The organism is Gardnerella sp. C0026F2, from assembly GCF_056590715.1.
On the sequence record NZ_JBWPWR010000002.1, the window covers coordinates 481,636 to 501,526 of the forward strand.

Here is a 19,891-nt window from a genome sequence, read left to right on the forward strand (position 1 = left end):
TTTTAATATTACTTGCATGTTTTGATGTAAAAATCAGCGTCAGGCGGTAATGTGAGGCTATGAAAAAAATCACAACATTAGGACAAAAATCTCTTTTACTTCGCACTTTCGCAACTATTAGCGCAATAGCAATGTGCGTAGTGCTCGCTTCATGCGCAGAGAGTTCCAACAACAAAAACAATTTAATTGATGAGAACGCTCAAAAAGCTGGAATGCAGTTGATGGAAGGCATAAGCGCATCTGGAGAGCTTGGAAAAAAGCCTAAAATAACGCTGAAAACGCCTGTAAAAGTAAATCAAAATACTTACGCCGTTTTGCAACGAGGCAACGGAGAAGCAATTGAAGAAGGCGATCGTGTATGCTCTCAGGGCATTGTGTTCGACTCCAAAACCGGTAAAGAACTTATGAATACTTGGGAAAAAGGCAAAGTTGATTGCTCAATTTACATTAGTAAAAATTCTACAAGCCGCCCATATTACGCTTTGATTAAAGGCAAGAAAATTAATACGACTATTGCTTTGGGCGTAAGTGGAGGATATAAAAATCCTTCATATATTATGGTTCTTACAATGGTTTCGCGATCAAAGGCTATAACTAGAGCAACAGGCAAAGCTGTTGCGAATATTCCTGCAAATTTGCCGAAAGTAACTCTTGATAAATCTGGAGCCCCAAGCTTAGATACAAATAACTACGTGCCAGACGGAAAGCTTGTTTCTCAAACTTTGATTGAAGGAACCGGCAAAGAAGTAACTGCAAAAGACACAGTTTCCGCTCATTACACTGGCTGGACTACCGATAAAGACGGCAAACTGCATCAGTTTGATTCTTCTTGGATTCGCGGCATACCTGCAGACTTCCAACTTGCTGGAGGAGTAATCCCTGGTTGGACTAAAGGCTTAACTGGAAAGAAAGTCGGTTCCCAAGTTCTTTTGGTAATCCCACCAGAAGATGGCTACGGCAAAGAAGAAAAGAAGGACGCGCGCGGAAACGTAACTATTCCTGCAAACGCCACACTTTACTTTGTAGTCGATATTCTCTATGCTTCGTGAGATTTGTGAATTTTGCAAACTGTTGCAAAATTAACTAGCGATTCATAAATAACAAACCCCTCCTTCCCGAGGGGTTTTTACATATTTAGAACACATATTTAGAACACATATTTAGAACAGACGAAGATCGTTGGACTCAACTCCACGCATTTCATCGTAATCCAATATTAAGCAAGTAAATCCACGATCCTCAGCCAAAACGCGAGCTTGCGGACTAATAGTTTGCGCTGCAAAAATACCTCTAACCGGCTTAAGTAACGGATCTCGATTCAGCAACTCACAATAACGCGTAAGTTGCTCAACGCCGTCGATACCGCCATGCCGCTTAATCTCAATAGCAACATGTACACCATCCGCGTCTTGAGCCATAATATCCACTGGGCCGATAGCCGTAGGATACTCACGGCGCACCAACGTGGCACCATCGCCGATTCGTTCAATCTGCTCAGCCAAGTAGCGTTGCAAATGATCCTCAACACCATCTTTAACCAAGCCAGGGTCCTCACCCAAATCGTAAGTATTATCGCTATAAACATGCTCAAGCGAAATCATAAGCAAATCATCGCTTTTAGCGGCAGCAACACGCAAAATACAGCCATCTACAACAATGCCAGCATCAGATTCATCGCTATCTTCTTTGCGCAGAACACGCATAGTACAAGGAGCTACCATCCAATTAAGAGGTTTATACGCACCAAGCTCAGAAAAGATAAGTACGCTGCCATCTGCTTTAATAAGCAACACTCGCTTCGCTAAAGGAAGCGTGGCATTTAATCTACCTGTATATTCTGCACTGCAATCCGCAACAATAATTCGCACACAGCAAGCATAACAGAAATCAAGTAAAGAAGTACTCTACTTCCCCAATGCTTCAGCTAAATCGCGATTCTGCCAATGCTGATGCAAAGCGCAATATCCGCCGAACAATACGAGCCACACTAATCCGCCAATTGCAGAAGCTCGCGTATCGTCGCTAATAAACAAAGTCACATACACAAAAACAAAGAACGCTATAGTAATAGAATTCAAAAGCTTGTAATGCGGCATAACGAAGCCGTCTGGCATAAAATCAGCAGATTCACGGTACTTACGATGCGTAACCATAATCAAAATGTAAATCATGATTATTACTGCAGAAGAAGCAGAAGCAAACAAAATAAACGCGCCATGAATGCCAGGAATCGAATTAATAATTGGCGAAAGAAGAATTAAAGCAGACGAGAACAAAATCGCGCGAGCAGGAACCTTAGTGCGCGAAACCTTACGCAACTTGCCCAAAAGAGGCGAAGGAGACTCAAGAGCGATCTGATACATGTGGCGACCAGCAGAATATAGCAAAGAATTAAGCGCAGAAGATGCAGCCGTAATAACCACAAAGAACACAAGCGCAGAAGCCCAATGCAATCCCGCATACTGGAACACCATAATGAATGGTGACATAAATACGCCTTCTGCATTCGTAGCCTTAAATTGCTGCCATGGCACAATAAGCATAATCGCTATAAGAGCGCCGACGTAGAAAACCAGGACGCGCACAATAATCTCGTTAATAGCCTTTGGCAAAACCTGACGAGGATTCTTAGTTTCCGAAACAGTCACACCAACAAACTCAATAAGCTGGTACGCGTAAAACACCATTTGGAAGCTCATCAAGAAAGAAAGCCATCCGTTTGGCATAAGCGAGAAATTATTGAAAATATTATCTAATCCAGCGTGACCAGCAGGACTCATTACGCCACCATGCAAAGGAGTTGCAGAGTAATGGTAACCAATTAAAGCCATAACTACGGCTGTAACAATAAGAGCAACAATTAGCGTGATTTTAATCATTGAGAACCAAAACTCAGTTTCCCCAAATAGCTTTACAGCTACCAAATTTATGCACACTAAAGCCGCTAAAAATACTACTTCTATAAGCCATTTCCAATGACTTACGTCAATATCGAAAGTTTGGAAGAATGTGACGCAATACGTACTAACTGCCGTAATTTCGCTCATACCAATAAGTACAAGCACAAACCAATACGACCATCCGGCAAAATTACCCCAACCTCTGCCAAGATAACGCGTAATAAAACTAATAAAAGTATGTTGGTTTGGATCCTTGTACATTAGCTCACCAATGCCACGCATCAGCAGGAACATAATCAAGCCCACAATAATGTAAACGAATACAATACTCGGACCTGTTAAGCTAATTGATTTTCCGGAACCAAGGAACAAACCTGTTCCAATTGTGCCGCCAATAGCAATAAATTGCACATGACGCTTGGTAAGACTACGCTCCATTTGGTTTGTATTGCTACTTGCATTTTCTTGCGCAGATACGCTAGAAGATTGGCTTGAAGATTGATTATGAGAAGATGTGCTATTGTGCGTCTCTGCAGATTCTGTTTGCTTAGAACCTACATTAATGTCACTATTCACAGTCTCACTCATTATTACAACTCCGTTCTTTAGTAGCCACGAATTTCCAATTTTATAGGGAACCCTTAACTATTCATTTACGTATTCCACAATTCGCGCAACTATTCCACGCTTTTAAGCGAGCTTACTGGATCTATGCGGTCCAAAGCTGGGTTGGTAGCCCATTGCACAATTAACGCAAAAATTAGCGTCGCAACGCCAGCAATGCAATAGCTTAAAGGAGCTACTTCAACTTCAAAATACAAAGATGGCATACGAAGCGCGCTAGTCAACAATCCTGCAATAAACCTTCCTAATGGCAATCCAACTGCAATGCCGATAACAGTTAAAGTAAGCATTTCTTTATGCACATAGGAATGAACTTCTCTACGATAAAAACCAAGAACTTTCAGCGTAGCCATTTCGCGAGTACGTTCCGAAATATTAGTACTTGCAAGAGTAAAAAGCACAGCCAAAGCCAAGCCAGCAGCCAAAGTTACGATTAAAGCAACAACAGCATTCATAAGATCAAAACTAAAAGCATGCTTCATACGCGTAATATTCATAACAGCAAGCACACCGTCACGTTCAGAAACATTGTCTGCATATTTAATTTTATTATTATCGCTACCGCGCAAACGCAAAATTAACGCATTATGTTTCAAAAGCTTACTGTTTTCGCCATTAAACAAACGTTCGTAGCAACGTTCAGTCATGTAAATATTAGAACCAATAAGATTACGAACAATAGCTTTAACTTTAACCTTCGCACGCTTAAAACTAGTATTCGTCACATTAATTTCGCTACCACGAGTAATGTCCAAAGATGCAGCAGCGCTTTGAGAAAGCAACGGACCTTCATCTGTAAGTTTAATAGTTTGCAAATTATTGTTCACATCCTGCAAATTTACAAGATGAGACAAAGCTTTTGTGTCTTTTACAACAATAAACTGCACGTTTTCGGCATCCTCAACATGATGACTATGCGATTTATTTGATTGATTTTTAGCTATTTCTCCAGAGCCCACGTAAGCCGGAAGCATCGTTTCCACTTTATTATTTGACTTGTCTTGCTCAACGCTTTTCTTCATATTTTGGAAAGATCCTGGAGCCGAGATAGAAATCATATCGTATCGATAAATTCCCTCGTATTGGCGAATACCCAAGGTAGCAACAGTATCGTTCAAAGCAAGACCGCAAACAATAAGCGCAGTACAACCGGCAACTCCACCAATAGTCATGCACAATCTGCCTTTAAATCGCGCCAAATTGCGGACAGTAACCTTATTCAAGAAACTCATTCGTTTCCAAATCCAAGGCAACCTTTCAAGAAGAACGCGAGAACCAGCTTTTGGAGCTTTTGGCCTTAACAAAGCTGCAGGAACTTGCCTTGTTTCTCGCCAACTAACAACGATTGTGCATATTGCAACAGGAATCACAAATGCTAGCACACACAAAGAGCCATATAGCCAGTCATACTTCAAACTAACGTCTGGAACAGCGTATAAACCATGCAAGATTTTTAGTAAAAGCGAAGGGATTGCAAGAAAACCCATAATATCGCCAATTCCGCCGCCAACAAAGCACGCGAATATTGCGAAGAAAGCATGTCTTGTTACTGCAGTAGAACGACCGTATCCCAAACTTAAGTATGTGCCAATAAGCCCTCGCTCTTCTTCAACCATACGAGCCATAGCAGTTAAACTCATCATCATTGCTACAACAAGAAATACTGCTGGGAAAGCGTATCCAAGCGACTGTATTGAAGCAACGTCAGAACGCAAACTCGCATAACTATCGTTAGCTATGCGAGTAGATATATGCCATTGAGCTTGAGGAACACGTTTTTGAATCTCTGACTTAATTTGTTTACGAATTTGCTTTTTTGCTTGCTCTTTAACAAAATTTGGAGCGCGCTGAAGCCTAGGATCATTTGCAATAATATTTTTTAATTCTAAATTAACTTGTTCGTCGATAATTTGATTACGTCGAGCTGTTTCGCGTTTAGATTTCACGCGTTCTTGAATCTGTTCAGACGCATCGTCGACAATGCCACGATAATCTTTAGAAAAAACATTGACACGTTGAGCATCATTCAAACGCACCGATATTGCTGTATACGGCAAGCTAGTCACGTTATCAGGAGCAGCAGAAGTAAATATTGGGTATCTAGACGTCACAGAGTTACGAAATGCTTTAGATTGATAGCCATCAGGATTGTTTAAATCGTTGCTATCTAGCACGCTACCAGTTATGCGCAAACGATAAGTTTTAGACTTTGAATGAGAAGAACCAAGACTTCCAACGCCCGCATTTTGCTGCATATTGACTACTATCACATTGCCAATGCTCAATCCACTGTCGTGTAAAAATCGCTGAGTTACAACAGCTTCACTATTATTTTTAGGCATGTTGCCCTTAAGCAAATGCAAACGATTAAGATTTTTTTGCGATTCTACATAATGCACGAAATTCATTGCGTATGAAGACTTTGCATCATCTGTTGCGTGCGCTGTTGCTTTCCAAGAACGCTCTGCTTCAACTTCACTCACACTTGGCAACGCGCGTAATGCTGCAACATCGTCTTTAGTTAAACCAAGAGTAGATACGATTTGCAAATCATAAGCATGCAATTTCGCATACATATCGTTAGTAGCGAGAAACATGTCGTTGCAGCCTGCATAAATACCAGTCATAACAGCGACGCCAAGCATTGCAATAACCGCAAGAACGCAAAAGCGGCGCCATTCGCGAACCCACATTCTAATTGCGCTAATAAATACTATTGGCAGCAACGAATGCATGCGCTTAGCTTCACTGCCATTATTGGCATTTTTATTATTAGATTGCTTTGAAACTGCTGCTACTTTCCGCATAACAACCACCTAATCACCACTCAATATCGGCAATAGCCATAGGATGTTCTTGCACAGTTTCGTCTACAACTTTTCCAGAACGGAAACGAACAACTTTGTGAGCCATCGGAGCAATGGCAGCATTATGAGTAATAATCAGCACTGTCATGCCTTCAGTTCGGCAAATATCTTGCAATAATTGCAATACTGCCTTACCTGTTTCATAATCCAAAGCACCAGTAGGCTCGTCACATAGCAATAGTTTAGGTTTTTTAGCAAGAGCGCGCGCAATAGATACACGTTGCTGCTCACCGCCAGAAAGTTGCGCTGGGAAATTATGTAGCCTTTCTTTCAAGCCAACATCAATAAGCGTTTGAGCAGGGTCAAAATGATCTGCACAAATTTGCGAAGCTAACTCTACGTTTTCAAGAGCAGTTAAATTTGGAACTAAATTATAAAATTGAAAAACAAAACCAATGTCTTCTCTGCGGTAGCGAACCAAATTACGACCTTTTAGCTTAGTAACATCGCAATCGCCAACAACAACACGGCCGCTTGTTGCAGTATCCATACCACCCAAAATATTTAATGCTGTAGTTTTTCCCGCGCCAGATGCACCTAAAATTACTGTAAGCTCACCGCTTTGTGCAGTAAAACTGGCATCATCTAAAGCTCGCACAGCACCAGAGCCTGATGGGTATTCTTTCACTACATGATCAAAAGTTATATATGCCACAACGCACCTTCACAATATGAGAAACTATAAAAAATCAACTTCTATTTATTCGTATTATCTACCGTTATATTTCGTACTATTTTACTAAATGAGCGCAAAATTTGCTAACTTACTTCAGCGACGACACTCCACATCTTTCCATGCAATACGCATTACCAAGCCAAGTATGACGAGAATTTGGCCATACAGCACCTAAACGCGGAGCACATTGGCTCATCCATATACTTGGCACACGCCCATCTGCGCTTTGTGAACCAAGCAAATTAAATCCATTCTTGCTTTCAAGCCAATCTGGATGCTGTGTTGCAATAGCAAGCCCTTCCTCAAGAGTAAGAGGCAAACGTTCATCAGAATCAATAAGCTTACGAGCAACATCAGGCTCTCGATTCAAATACGATGAGCCAGTATGTGGATCGACGACTATATAGAACGGACCTTCAGGAAACTCATACCCGTCTTTAGGGAGAAAACTTATGATATCTCGCGGAGGCATAGTGGTGAATCCAGCCATGCGATTAATACTCGTACGAGAAATCAACGATTCAGGCGAAACTAATTCACGCGTAGGAACCAATAAAATATTCGCACCTAAACTACTATTTTCAAGCGCACACAATATAGGATTTGCCAACTTACGAAAAGCATCGGCACTCATATCAGCCACATCTGGATACCCAAGTGCCACTATACGATCGAGTTGCTGCTGTATTTCTTCAGATGCTATTGACATAATTCCAGTTTACGCAAAATCTTACATAATCGCGAGCGCAATATAACCATAATTAGTTTAGGAAATTACGTTTTTTAGCAATAATTTCAGCCAATTGCACAGCATTCAATGCTGCACCTTTTCGCAAATTATCGTTAGTGATGAAAAGTGCCAATCCCTTATTTCCATCTACTGCTTGATCTTGCCTAATTCTGCCAACATAACTTGCAGATTTTCCTGCCGCTAGCTGAGGAGTAGGAATATCGTTAAGCTCAACTCCCGGAGCATCGCTCAATACTTCGCGAGCCATGTCTGGAGTTACATCATGCTCAAACTCAGCGTTTACGCTCATGCCGTGACCAGTGAAAACACCTACGCGCACACAAGTACATGATGCTGCAAGATTTGGCAAATGCAAAATCTTACGGCTTTCATTGCGCAATTTTTGTTCTTCGTCAGTTTCTTCAGACCCGTCATCGACTATTGAACCGATAAAAGGCACTACATTAAAAGCAATAGTACGAGCAACTTTTGTAGGCTCAGGGAAATCTATTGCACTACCGTCGAAAACGAGTTTATCTGCTCCTTGGTTTAATGCAGCTTGTGCTTCGTTCATGAGTTGCAAAGCACCGGCTCGACCGGCGCCAGAAACAGCTTGGTAAGACGAAACAATTAAACGTTTTAATCCAAAAGCATCAGCGAGCGGCTTTAATACAGGCATACAAGCCATAGTTGTGCAATTTGGATTTGCTACTATTCCTCTTGGAATAGTATCTAAATCTTCAGGGTTTACTTCCGCAACTACCAAAGGCACATCGTTATGCATACGCCATTGCGAAGAATTATCTACTACAATTGCGCCAGCTTCAGCGAATTTCGGAGCCCAAATTTTTGAAGTTCCGCCGCCTGCAGAAAAAATAGCTATGTCAATTCCGTGCAAATCTGCTTTTTCTACATCTTCTACGACTACGTCTTTGCCACGATATTGCAAAACTGTGCCAGCAGAATGAGCGGAAGCCATAAAACGTAAATCTTTTATTGGAAAATCGCGCTCGTCAAGCACTCGACGCATTACCATACCAACTTGGCCAGTTGCGCCAAGTACTGCCACGTTCACGCCTTTTTCGTTGATAATTGTCATCGAGACTCCCTTAAAAGTAAGCACGTATAATTTCTACAGTTTTTACAATTCTACAACTCAAATAATTTAGTTAATTTAATAATTTAATAATTTAAATTGCTTCAGCGCCCGCTTCCGCCGTACACTACTGCTTCAACTTGGCTTGCGTCCAAACCGTAAGCAGTATGCAAAGCACGAACAGCTTCATCAATTTGTTCAACAGGAACCATGGCAGCAATACGAATTTCCGAAGTAGAAATCATCAAAGTATTTATACCATGTTCACTTAGCGCAGTGAAGAAGGTAGCAGCCAGACCTGAATGTGTTTTCATACCAACGCCAACAACAGCTACTTTTCCTACTACTGGAACGACATCCATAGAAGTAAATTTCAATTCATCATGCGCTTCTTCTAGAACTTTACGGACTGCTTCCATTGACGCTCCTGGAGCAGTAATAGAAATATCTGCTGTGCCAGTAGAAGCACTTGCTTGCGCAATCATGTCAATATTTACATTTGCTTTTGCAAGAGTTGTAAATACTTTCGCAGCCATGCCAGGAATATCTGGAATACCGCGAACCGTAATCATTGCCTCACTGCGATCATGAGCAACGCCAGAAATAACAGGAGTTTCCGGACCTAAATCAGGAAATAAATCGCCCATAGTAGAAAGAATATCGTGGTTTACCATTGTTACCGCCTTTAAGCTCGAAGATTATTTGACATTATCTATTAATATTTAGTTTTGTATTTTCTAACTCAGATTAGGCAAATCGTTCGGATTAATATTATTTGGAACTATAAGCGTTCCATTCCTATGTGAGAATGAACTTCTAACATGAAGAGGCATACCAAAACGCTGAGCGTACTCAACACAACGCAACGCAAGCACGCGCGAACCGCAAGATGACATTTCAAGCATCGAATCATAATCGATTACAGGAATACGTTTTGCAGTTGGCACAATACGTGGGTCTGCAGTAAATACTCCATCTACATCCGTGTAAATCTCACATATATCAGCACCTAAAGCAACCGCAAGAGCTACAGCTGAAGTATCAGAACCACCTCTACCAAGAGTCGTGTCATCTCCAACTTCGTTAATTCCTTGGAACCCGGCAACAATTGCAACACTGCCTTTGCTAAGAGCTCTTCTGACACGATCAGGCTTAACCGCACGAATATGCGCAGCTCCAAACTGAGTATCTGTCATAAATCCAGCTTGCGAACCAGTAAAAGAATAAGCATGAGATCCTTGAGCATGAATAGCCATTGCAAGCAAACTCATAGAAATTCGTTCGCCTGCTGTCATAAGCATATCCATTTCGCGAGCAGGAGGATGAGTATTTACACTCATTGCTTGATCAATTAAATCGTCAGTTGTATCTCCCATTGCTGAAACTACAACAGCAACATCATTGCCTGCTGCTTTTGTAGAAAGAATGCGTTTGGCAACACGTTGTATGGAATCTGTATCCGCTACAGAAGAACCACCGTATTTCTGTACGATAAGCGACAATTTTTACCCCTTGCTCATGTCAATATTGATAAACGCACAGGATATGCCAAATAATGGCTTCAATATCAGACTACCAACTATGCCCTATTTATTGATAATGACTTGTGCGCATAAAAACAATATTCAAAATTACACAGATTGACGACCAGAAAATGCACGACCTAAAGTGATCTCATCCGCATACTCTAAATCTCCACCAACAGGTAATCCACTTGCCAGGCGAGTGACTTTAATTCCTAGAGGATCGAGCAATCGAGCCAAATACGTAACAGTCGCTTCACCTTCTATATCAGGATCAAGCGCAAGAATAATTTCTTGAACTTTTGCATCTTTAAGACGTTCAAGTAATTGCGTAATTGCTAAGTCCCCCGGCCCAACATTTGCCATTGGGTTAATTGCACCACCAAGAACATGATAAACACCTGAATACTCATGAGTTCGCTCAATACTCATAATGTCTTTAGGTTCTTCAACTACGCAAATTTTGCTATGATCACGCCGAGGATCTGCGCATACTATGCAAGGGCTCTGCTCACATACATTTCCACATACATCGCAAAAACGCACACTTTCTTTCATGTTATTAATTGCGTCTATTAGTTCTTGAACATCTTTATCCGAGGAAGAAAGTAAGTAAAACGCAATACGCTGAGCGCCTTTAGGTCCGATCCCTGGAAGCTTTGAAAATGCTTCAATTAAGCGACCAATTGCTCCATCATATGACGATGAATTATGCACTGTAAACTACTCCTCTTGCTTTTTCTTAACGCTCGTAATCGCATTTTTAGGATTTTTAGGATCAGTGGAAGCAAATTCTTCAACAGATTTAACTTCAAAAATTTGTTTAAGCTCATCAGTGCTTACAGATGTTGCTGATTCTAATGAAGCATCATCCATTGAACATTCGTCAGCAGTAGCTCCATTCGTAGGAGAAACAGTAGTCTGAATTGATTCAGCAGACAATTCTGAAGTATTAGTTGCATTCTGAACTTGAGTTTGTAGTTTAGCTTGATCCAAGACACCAGAAATAGCTTCATCTCGGTTATGAGAATGCGAACTCTTCTGTATTTTAATCTCGTCATCATGATTCATAGGCTCATCTTCAATAGAAGAGTCTTTAGAAGAAGACTCTTCAGAAGAAGAGTTTTCTGGCATTGCAATCACATCAGACATAGGCATAGACGACATGTCTGCCCAAACATCATCATCCGCATTCGCAACATCACTTAACTCATCCGCAGTATTTTCAGAAGCTACTGATGCTGCGGAGCCATCAGCGCCACTAAAACCCGAAGATTCTTTTTTAGTAGGATTTTTATTTATTCCGCTGCTATCAGAATCAGTTTTATTACTAAAACCAGCAGATATACCTGTTTTACGCAATAAAATATCGCGCTTAACTTTTGCAAGCTTCTGCGGATCCATTCGAGCAACAGATTCTACTTGTTCACCATTAGCAGCAACTGGTGCAGGAGCAATCATTACTTGCGCTCCAAATATCTCATGCACTTCATTCATTACTACTTTTGGCACTTTTTGGCCATCATATGGAGAAGTAGTGCATACTGCGAGCGCAAACGCATGCTGACTCATAGGCTCATTAAAAGTCAAAATAAGACGCTGTCGACCTGATTGTGCTGAAGTAAGTTGCACTGTAGGAACATACTCACGAGTTACATATTCACGTACGTCATCAGGCAATTTTGAAACTACTTTATCCCACATTGCATCGGTATCCATGGAATCATTCTTTGAATTAGCATTATGCGCATCGTTCAAAAACGCTTTTTTAGATTCCATTTCTTTTGTGTTTGTAGTAGATTGCGTTTCTGCTTTAGCAATAGGCGATGCTGTAGCTTCAGAAGGTAGTGAAGAATTTGAAGTACTATTATTCTCACTATCTGCAGAAACATATTTCTTATTGCTTGTAGAACCTACAAAATGAGCACCAGAAGATACTTGATTTTGAATACTCTGCTTAGAAGTGGAAATATTTTGTTGTTGCACGTTATTGATGCGCAAATTAGTTGCAACAGTATTTGAAGTTTCGCTGTCTGCAAGCAAACGAGCAACTAAAATTTCCAAATTCATGCGAGGAGAAATTGCACTAGCCATTGCACTTAAAGCATCATTAATTGTTTGAGCCATACGTGCTAAATCATGCAATGTCATGCTTGCAGATTGCTTATTCAATATTTCCAAATCTTCTGGAGAAACATCATTAAGTAAGCTTGAAGCCGCTTTAGGACCTGCAGATACCATAAGCAACAAATCACGAACTCTACCTAATAAATCTTCTACAAACTTACGAGTATCGTAGCCTCCAACAATAACGCGACGAACTACATCGTATATCGAAGCACCATCATGATTAATAAGATCATCAATGAATTCGCTAATCAATGAATTAGGCGTAAAACCTAATAAAGCAACCGCAGAATCCAAAGAAATTGAACCATCAACAGCACCCACCATAAGCTGATCGAGCACAGATAACGTATCTCGCATTGATCCCGCACCGGCTCGCATAACAAGGCGAAGGACTCCCGGCTGTGGCAGAATACCTTCCTTTTTGCAAATATCTTCAAGATATGGAGACATTACCTCTGGAGGCACAAGCCTGAAAGGATAATGGTGTGTACGCGAGCGAATAGTGCCAATAACTTTATCCGGCTCAGTGGTAGCAAAAATAAACATTACGTGCTCAGGCGGCTCTTCTACAATCTTAAGCAAAGCATTAAAACCTTGCTGTGTAACCATATGAGCTTCGTCGAGAATAAAAATCTTATAACGGTCACGAGCAGGAGCGAAACCAGCACGCTCACGCAACTCTCTAGCATCATCGACACCGTTATGGCTTGCAGCATCAATCTCTACAACGTCGATAGAACCTGCACCGCCAGTAGCTAAATCTTTACAGCTTTGGCACTCTCCGCATGGGTGCGAAGTTGGTCCTTTTTCGCAATTAATGCAGCGAGCTAAAATTCGCGCAGAACTTGTTTTACCGCATCCACGCGGACCAGAAAATAAATATGCATGCGTTATTTTCCCTTGGTCTAATGCTCTAGACAAAGGTATGGTAACCTGATCCTGCCCAATAACACCATCAAACGTGTCAGGACGATATCTACGATACAGTGCAAGTGCCATGTTTCCTAACCTACCGCGACCTAACTATTTCCCCGATATATCTTAGTTAAGACTATCAGCAGCCGCCACCCGACTGCTGATATTTATATTCGTTTTTGCTACTTACTACTTATTGCAATCTTCTAGTCCTGCTCTAGCAGAAACTTCCACGTTAGAAGCAAATGGAATATTCAGCCCAACAGAAACACGAACAGTTACATCATTACTAGTAGAGTTGCAAGATTTCAAAAAAGCATTGCTTGAAGCAACAGTACGCGCAACAACCTCACACGCATTATCCTCCATCCTTTGCAACGCAGAAGCACCAGATAAAGCAGCAGAAGTTGCAACAGCATAAGCTTGATGTTTAGCTCCGAGAACATTACATAAAATAGCAGAAAGCACTAGTATTGAGCAGACTGCGATCACTAGCATAATGCCAAGCATAGTGCCAGAACCGCAGTCAATGCCCTTACATCGCTTATGAATGAAATTTATTGAATGCTTCACAAAATTCTTGCGCCTACTCATACTAAAACCTGGTTTACATGACTTTCCACTAGAGGCGGCAAAATATGAAGAGGATCAGGAATAAGAGGACATTTAACAACAATATTTGCCATATTATTGCTACGACTTATTTTCACCGACGCTCCTTGACCTGCGACTGACTGCACAATACTTGCGACAGCTTTATCGTCCTTATGAGTCACAAGATAATACGCAACTTGCGCAGCAGCATCATGACAATTCATAGCACATACAACTGCTCTACCTATGCCAATTAATACAAATAACAGCATTAATGCACAAGGCAAAACAATAGAAAATTCAGCAGTTACCGTCCCTCTGTCATAATCACTAATTTTGCGCAACAACCTTTTGCACACAATAACTTTCCGCATCATAAGCTCATTTCATCCGCTAAAGCATGCCGTTAGCCGATTTTCAATGCTTTTTTAACTAAATTTGTCAACGTTGTGCGAACCGTATCTGATTTCAAAATAGCAACTAGCAGTGCAGCAAAACCAGTAGCAGCAATAATAACTACTGCATACTCAGCTGTTACTGCTCCAGAATCCTTATTTTTAAGACAGTCAGAGTACAGTTTTCTTTTTTGACACAAACATGACTCAATATTCACTAATTGTTCATTTACTTGAAGCATAGACACAGAGCATCGTGCAACAAGTTTTTGCATTATCCCAACCATCATCTTGTACCTTTCACTTCAAACTATCCGAAATTTTCGGATAGAAATATTATTACAACTTGTTTTGCGAATGAAAATAAAAAAATTGCATTGTGGATAAAAGCTAATTTATTTTTCTAGAAATTTATTTTTAAAAAGCTAGCGCATAAGTGACATAACTGTTGGCAAAATTCCTATGCATATAAAAGACGGCAAAAAACATAATCCAACAGGAAGCAGCAATCGCACAGACAACCTAGAACTTTCTTGTCTAGCAATATTGGCCATATTCCTCTCATAATGTTGAGCAAGTGCAGACAATACAGGAACTGGAGATGAGCCATAACACCATGATTCTTTTAAAGATGTCATTAACCATCTAGCTAATATTTCTGAAGAATCTAAGTTTTTACGATTAGTAAATTTTGATTTATTTTCTAATTCAAAGTTATCTTGTTTAGTATAAGTAGAAGACCATGCTTCATGCCACGTATCCCCTGCAAGTAAAGCATTGGAAACAGAGCAAAGCCACATGCCTTGACCACAAGGAAACACTTGTCCAACAGCACTAAGAGCCCTAGTAATAGCAACACCACTACGAAGTGAAACAATAACCATATGTAAACCAAGAAGAGGATCTACATATGAAACTTTTGAATTACGCCATTCGTATTTAACTAGCATAATTTTACTGTTAAAGCGCATACGATTATCTAATGAATCGCACTCTAATTTCAAACTCACCCATTGCCAAACAATTACAACAAACAATGGGATGATAAACAAAAGCTGCTTTGTGGATTCCATAAATCATCCTTCCAGCGAAGCAGCATCCATTGAATGCTGAGATATTTGCAACATAGAACTAACCCACGCCAAACCCAATCCATAACATATTCCACCTATTGTTAATAAAATCCATCCATTTACTGTTGTAATTAACATCAAAATAGGATGCCCACCCAGTAATTCACCAGCAAAAAGAGCCAAAATAGGTAGAGCAGTAAGTAATTTTATTGTTGCTTTTGGCATTGCAGCTACGTCAGCACGTAAATCTTCTGCACGCTTCTGAGCATGATATGACGCTGCCGTAGCTTCCACACATTCTGCCATAGCGCAACCAAGAGTATTACTCAATTCATATGAAGCCATAAGACTTTCAGAAACAGTATGTATATGTTTTTCAAGCTGACGACATTGAGTCTTATTCATATTGCAGTTCTTTGGAAAACAACGTTCATAAAGCCATTTATAAATAATTTTTGTATTAACTGCACTACTGCAAATACATTTTTGAGACTTAGAGTCACTGTGAACAATCATTGCAAAAGTAGAACCAGAACGTAATGCAGCAATCATTCCAGCAAGAACTTCTTCAATATCCATTTTTACGCTCCAAGCAACACAATCGACTACTAATTATCTGAACTGTCAACACATACGCTTGCCATATTTTCGGGAAGATTCCAATAATTTGAAAACTTAACCCATGCAGGCAAAAATTTCATGACAATACTGCCGTCAATTCCACAAGATAATTGCAAAACTGGAACGCCACACAGCAACGAAGCGCTAGAAGCGTATTGCAAAATACCGAGTTCTTTGATCATTCGACGCCCGTTAGAGGATCTCTCTACATGAATAACAACATCGAATGCTCCTGCAGCTAAAGCACATAAAGCTGCAGGCTCCAACCCAGCCAATAACCCTAATGCCATAAGACGAGCGGGAACTTTTTCTATTTCATCTGCATGAAGAGTTGTCATTCCACCCTTATGCCCAGAAGTAAATACTCTCAACAAATCAGCAATTTCTTCCCCACGACATTCACCAAGAATAATGCGATCCGGACGCATTCTTAATGTTGCTTTTACTAATTGAGATAACCCAATTTCTCCTACACCTTCTACATTTGCCTCTCGCGCACTTAACGAAACATGATTTTGTGTCAACTCGCCAAGCTCTCTAATTTCTTCAACAGATACAATACGATCTTCGCAATCAGCAGCAGCCAACAAAGCCTTCATAAGTGTAGTTTTCCCAGATCCAGTACTTCCAGTGATCATTATATTTGCTCGCTTTTTAACTAGAACTCTTAGAATACAAGACAATTCTTTTGGGAACATGCCTTGATCACTCAAAGAAACAAGATCATAACGATTAACTGAAGGAAAACGAATTGACAATGCTGCTCCTTGAGATACAAGTGGTGCTAAAACAGCATGTATGCGAATGCCAGAAGCACTTGAAGCATCAGCAATAGGACACGCATCATCCAGTCTTTTTCCTAATTGTGCACAAAGCCATACAGCATATTCTCTTAACAAAGCAGGGTTGTTAAGCGGAACTCGAGTTGCGCGTTCCTTAAGACCTTGCCCACAATCTACCCACACACGACCGGACTCACTTACAACCATGTCTGTGACTCTTACGTCATTGGCGAATCCCTGCAAAATCCCAAAATCGATATCACGAATATTATTTACGATCATATTTACCTCTTGAATATTTCGAACGACGATATTGCGAACGACGATATTTAGTTACAGCATTTTTTGTATTTGATATAACATCTCCAATAAGCCAATTATTTATGCGTTGCATGGTTTCCTTCATTGAAGATGGCACATTTCGAATACCGTAGCCCCCTATAATGTCGGTGTACATGCGAGCATCGTGTTGCAATGAACCAAGAAATGTAGTTGATAAATATTCAGAAGCTTCATCGATACTTAAAACATAAGATTTTTGCGTTAAACCACGAGGAGACAATCCAACAACAGCAAATTTGTTGAACTTTACGCCAGAATCACACAAAGTATCTAATTTTTGTAGCAACGCTCTAAACCTTGCCAAATCAAGAACAGATAGCTCAACAGCAGCAAGAGTTGCACTGTCAATAAATTGCGGAATATTACGGTAAGACTTCATAGCAGTCTCGCCAGAACCTATATCTACAATAACTACATCAACAGCATCAGCTAAACCTCTAATAGCAGCCTCTAAAACCCAAGGTTCAGGATATTTACCATGCCATGGAGAAAATGCTAAAACATCCACATTGTCCCAATGCAATAGCTCATTGCGCAACACATAGCCATCGCATCTACCTAAGGGAGCATCAACTTCTTGCAACCTGCGGCCTTCATCTGATTCCAAACCAAGCAGAACGTCTAAACCGCCATGAGTTAAATCAGCATCTACAAGAGCAACACTATGGCCTTGTTCACTTATATAGCGAGAAAGAATAGATAGAGAAGTGCTTAGCCCAATGCCATCTGCAGCAGACATTCCAACCAAAATATTTTTAGGCAATGGATCTAAAAAATCACGCGCAATAAGATTATCTTCTTCAGCATTATTGAACATACGAGATTTATGCTTAATAGAAATATCTTGCGAGCGTTCAGTATTTTGAAAACTCCCCACATCTTGAGAACTCTTAGGCAAAAGAGTCATAACAGTATGATCGTCAGCTATACATGGCGCAATTTTTACACCATTAGACGCAGATTCGTATATAGATTTATCTGCAACTTGAGGAGGATAAACATAACGTTTAACATCTCTAAATGCGCCTACAGCTTCGCCATTGTTATAATTCTTATCAATCTGCTTAACGCCAATTGATTTATTGTTTACACTCATATTCATACTCATGCGCCTATTGAAACGCATACAGCAATGAGTTTTCAACAATATTCATGCAATGTGGTTAAAAGCTCAGGAAATATTAAGAATAAGCAAATATTGCACAAAAATTATCTATAAAAACATCTATTTTACAGAATTTACAGATGGCAATACTAAATCTTTATTAACTTTCATATAGCGTTCAAGTAACTCACCATAAATTGGCTTAGTTTTTAGAATATCTGAAATAAGCAATGCAATAAATGCAGAAGCTGCAACTGGGAGCGTATGAATCATAGTTCCAGACATTTCAACAGTAAGCAAAATCGAAGTGAGTGGAGCTTTTACAGATGCAGACAACGTGCCAGCCATAACGCAAACTGCAAACACAGATACAAATTTTGTATCAATGCCAAATGCTGAAACGCTAGTAATCCAGCGCGCAGCAACACCACCTGCGAGCGCACCTACTGCAAGAATAGGCATAAAAATACCGCCGGGAGCGCCACAGCCAAAACTTGTAGAAGTAAACAACACTTTTGCCACAAATAGCAAACAAAGCATTGCAAGACTTGCTTTTCCATATTCAGAAAGTCGCACTAAATTAGATCCGCCACCAAGAACTTCAGGCAGGAACAAGCCAACTGGTATTGCAATTAAGCAAGCAATAGCAACAGGCATCCACTTTGGCAAATATCCGTATAATGTTTGCAAACCAAGTAACGAACGATTCATTATTGAGCCTACAAAACCTGCAAAAATACCAAGAGGAATAATCCAAATATGCAAATTCATTGGCAAATCTGGGATCTGACCAAAATCAAGAACTGGACGCAATCCGAAACAAGTTTGCGAAACAAAATCAGCACATAAAGCAGCTGCAGCAGCTCCTATAAGAACAATTGAAGTTAAGCCGTGCTGAATCTCCTCCATAGCAAACATAACTCCAGAAAGTGGCGCAGAAAACGCAGCAGATAAACCGGCTGCAGCTCCAGCAGTTACCACATAATGCTCTTTAATATCGTCACGCCTACCTTTACGGAAAATTCGAGACAACATCTGAGCGCCACATGCACCTATTTGAATAGATGGACCTTCACGTCCAAGAGACAATCCAAATAAAGAACCAAGTAAACCGCCAACAAAACGCACTGGCAGAATCGTGTGCCATCGCATATTCAAACCGCGATTAACATATCCCACGACTTGAGGAATACCACTTCCAGAAGCCATACTTTCTTTACGACTCATCCAGCCAATAATTAGACCTGCAATTACAGCAAAAATTAAGCATGGTAAAATCCACCATACGTTATGCCGTATTTGTAAATACATCCAACGCGCAAAATCCGTACCGTATTCAATACCAAGCCTGTAAGAAGCTACTAATGAACCAGAAACAGCGCCGACAAATATCCCAGCTAATATTACTTTCCAACGAAGCTGGCAAAAAGTTTTTGATAGTTGCTTTAACTTATTACTCAAAAATCTCAATGCATTCTTAAACTTCACTACAACTCGATTCTGCGCACAACACTTAAC

At 40.4% G+C, this 19,891-nt stretch carries 19 protein-coding genes; 1 reads left to right on the plus strand and 18 read right to left on the minus strand.

All coding sequences use genetic code 11. The features are described 5' to 3' along the window. Positions 1 to 59: 59 nt before the first annotated feature. Positions 60 to 1,049 carry an FKBP-type peptidyl-prolyl cis-trans isomerase gene (locus AC1EK3_RS04625; RefSeq protein WP_415687104.1) on the plus strand — a complete coding sequence of 330 codons (990 nt, stop codon included), beginning with the start codon at positions 60 to 62 and terminating at the stop codon, positions 1,047 to 1,049. A gap of 111 nt (positions 1,050 to 1,160) precedes the next feature. Here the strand turns inward: AC1EK3_RS04625 and nucS are convergent, their stop codons facing one another. The 18 genes from nucS to AC1EK3_RS04715 form a co-directional block, all read right to left on the minus strand. Beyond that, positions 1,161 to 1,868: an endonuclease NucS gene (gene nucS / locus AC1EK3_RS04630; RefSeq protein WP_415687513.1), complete on the minus strand. Its 708-nt coding sequence runs from the start codon at positions 1,866 to 1,868 to the stop codon at positions 1,161 to 1,163. Positions 1,869 to 1,904: 36 nt separating this feature from the next. Further along, a complete protein-coding gene (locus AC1EK3_RS04635; RefSeq protein WP_480033203.1) occupies positions 1,905 to 3,338 on the minus strand; it encodes an amino acid permease in 1,434 nt (477 codons plus the stop codon). 239 nt (positions 3,339 to 3,577) lie between these two features. After that, positions 3,578 to 6,331 (minus strand): ABC transporter permease, encoded by a 2,754-nt coding sequence (locus tag AC1EK3_RS04640; RefSeq protein WP_480033097.1) that lies wholly within the window; start codon positions 6,329 to 6,331, stop codon positions 3,578 to 3,580. Between the two features lie 13 nt (positions 6,332 to 6,344). Continuing rightward, positions 6,345 to 7,046, minus strand: a complete 702-nt coding sequence (locus tag AC1EK3_RS04645; RefSeq protein WP_004105770.1) for an ABC transporter ATP-binding protein — start codon at positions 7,044 to 7,046, stop codon at positions 6,345 to 6,347. A gap of 109 nt (positions 7,047 to 7,155) precedes the next feature. Continuing rightward, a complete protein-coding gene (locus AC1EK3_RS04650) occupies positions 7,156 to 7,776 on the minus strand; it encodes a DUF5701 family protein (RefSeq protein WP_004574183.1) in 621 nt (206 codons plus the stop codon). A 52-nt stretch (positions 7,777 to 7,828) separates the two neighbouring features. Beyond that, positions 7,829 to 8,896, minus strand: a complete 1,068-nt coding sequence (locus tag AC1EK3_RS04655) for an aspartate-semialdehyde dehydrogenase (RefSeq protein WP_480033096.1) — start codon at positions 8,894 to 8,896, stop codon at positions 7,829 to 7,831. 101 nt (positions 8,897 to 8,997) lie between these two features. Then, positions 8,998 to 9,567: an ACT domain-containing protein gene (locus AC1EK3_RS04660; RefSeq protein ID WP_004105778.1), complete on the minus strand. Its 570-nt coding sequence runs from the start codon at positions 9,565 to 9,567 to the stop codon at positions 8,998 to 9,000. 63 nt (positions 9,568 to 9,630) lie between these two features. Then, positions 9,631 to 10,395, minus strand: a complete 765-nt coding sequence (locus AC1EK3_RS04665; protein ID WP_480033095.1) for an aspartate kinase — start codon at positions 10,393 to 10,395, stop codon at positions 9,631 to 9,633. A gap of 129 nt (positions 10,396 to 10,524) precedes the next feature. Continuing rightward, positions 10,525 to 11,133, minus strand: coding sequence for a recombination mediator RecR (gene recR, locus AC1EK3_RS04670; RefSeq protein WP_004105782.1), 609 nt, complete (start codon positions 11,131 to 11,133; stop codon positions 10,525 to 10,527). Positions 11,134 to 11,139: 6 nt separating this feature from the next. After that, the gene (gene dnaX, locus AC1EK3_RS04675) at positions 11,140 to 13,545 is read right to left on the minus strand and encodes a DNA polymerase III subunit gamma/tau (protein ID WP_480033094.1); all 2,406 of its coding nucleotides are present in this window, start codon (positions 13,543 to 13,545) and stop codon (positions 11,140 to 11,142) included. Between the two features lie 105 nt (positions 13,546 to 13,650). Further along, positions 13,651 to 14,055 carry an Rv3654c family TadE-like protein gene (locus tag AC1EK3_RS04680; protein WP_004574187.1) on the minus strand — a complete coding sequence of 135 codons (405 nt, stop codon included), beginning with the start codon at positions 14,053 to 14,055 and terminating at the stop codon, positions 13,651 to 13,653. Continuing rightward, positions 14,052 to 14,432: a TadE/TadG family type IV pilus assembly protein gene (locus tag AC1EK3_RS04685; RefSeq protein ID WP_480033093.1), complete on the minus strand. Its 381-nt coding sequence runs from the start codon at positions 14,430 to 14,432 to the stop codon at positions 14,052 to 14,054. The genes AC1EK3_RS04680 and AC1EK3_RS04685 overlap by 4 nt, the downstream gene beginning before the upstream one ends. A gap of 29 nt (positions 14,433 to 14,461) precedes the next feature. Then, on the minus strand, positions 14,462 to 14,737 hold the full coding sequence (locus tag AC1EK3_RS04690) for a DUF4244 domain-containing protein (RefSeq protein ID WP_421785470.1): 276 nt from the start codon (positions 14,735 to 14,737) through the stop codon (positions 14,462 to 14,464). 138 nt (positions 14,738 to 14,875) lie between these two features. Then, entirely contained in the window at positions 14,876 to 15,523 is a 648-nt protein-coding gene (locus AC1EK3_RS04695) for a type II secretion system F family protein (protein WP_480033092.1), read from the minus strand. Between the two features lie 3 nt (positions 15,524 to 15,526). Next, positions 15,527 to 16,102: a type II secretion system F family protein gene (locus tag AC1EK3_RS04700; protein ID WP_480033091.1), complete on the minus strand. Its 576-nt coding sequence runs from the start codon at positions 16,100 to 16,102 to the stop codon at positions 15,527 to 15,529. A gap of 29 nt (positions 16,103 to 16,131) precedes the next feature. Then, positions 16,132 to 17,208, minus strand: a complete 1,077-nt coding sequence (locus AC1EK3_RS04705; RefSeq protein WP_480033090.1) for a TadA family conjugal transfer-associated ATPase — start codon at positions 17,206 to 17,208, stop codon at positions 16,132 to 16,134. After that, a complete protein-coding gene (locus AC1EK3_RS04710; protein WP_480033089.1) occupies positions 17,195 to 18,370 on the minus strand; it encodes a CpaE/TadZ family protein in 1,176 nt (391 codons plus the stop codon). Before AC1EK3_RS04710 ends, AC1EK3_RS04705 begins: the two co-directional genes overlap by 14 nt. A 123-nt stretch (positions 18,371 to 18,493) precedes the next feature. Beyond that, positions 18,494 to 19,861, minus strand: a complete 1,368-nt coding sequence (locus AC1EK3_RS04715; RefSeq protein WP_415683195.1) for a ClC family H(+)/Cl(-) exchange transporter — start codon at positions 19,859 to 19,861, stop codon at positions 18,494 to 18,496. Positions 19,862 to 19,891: the final 30 nt, after the last annotated feature.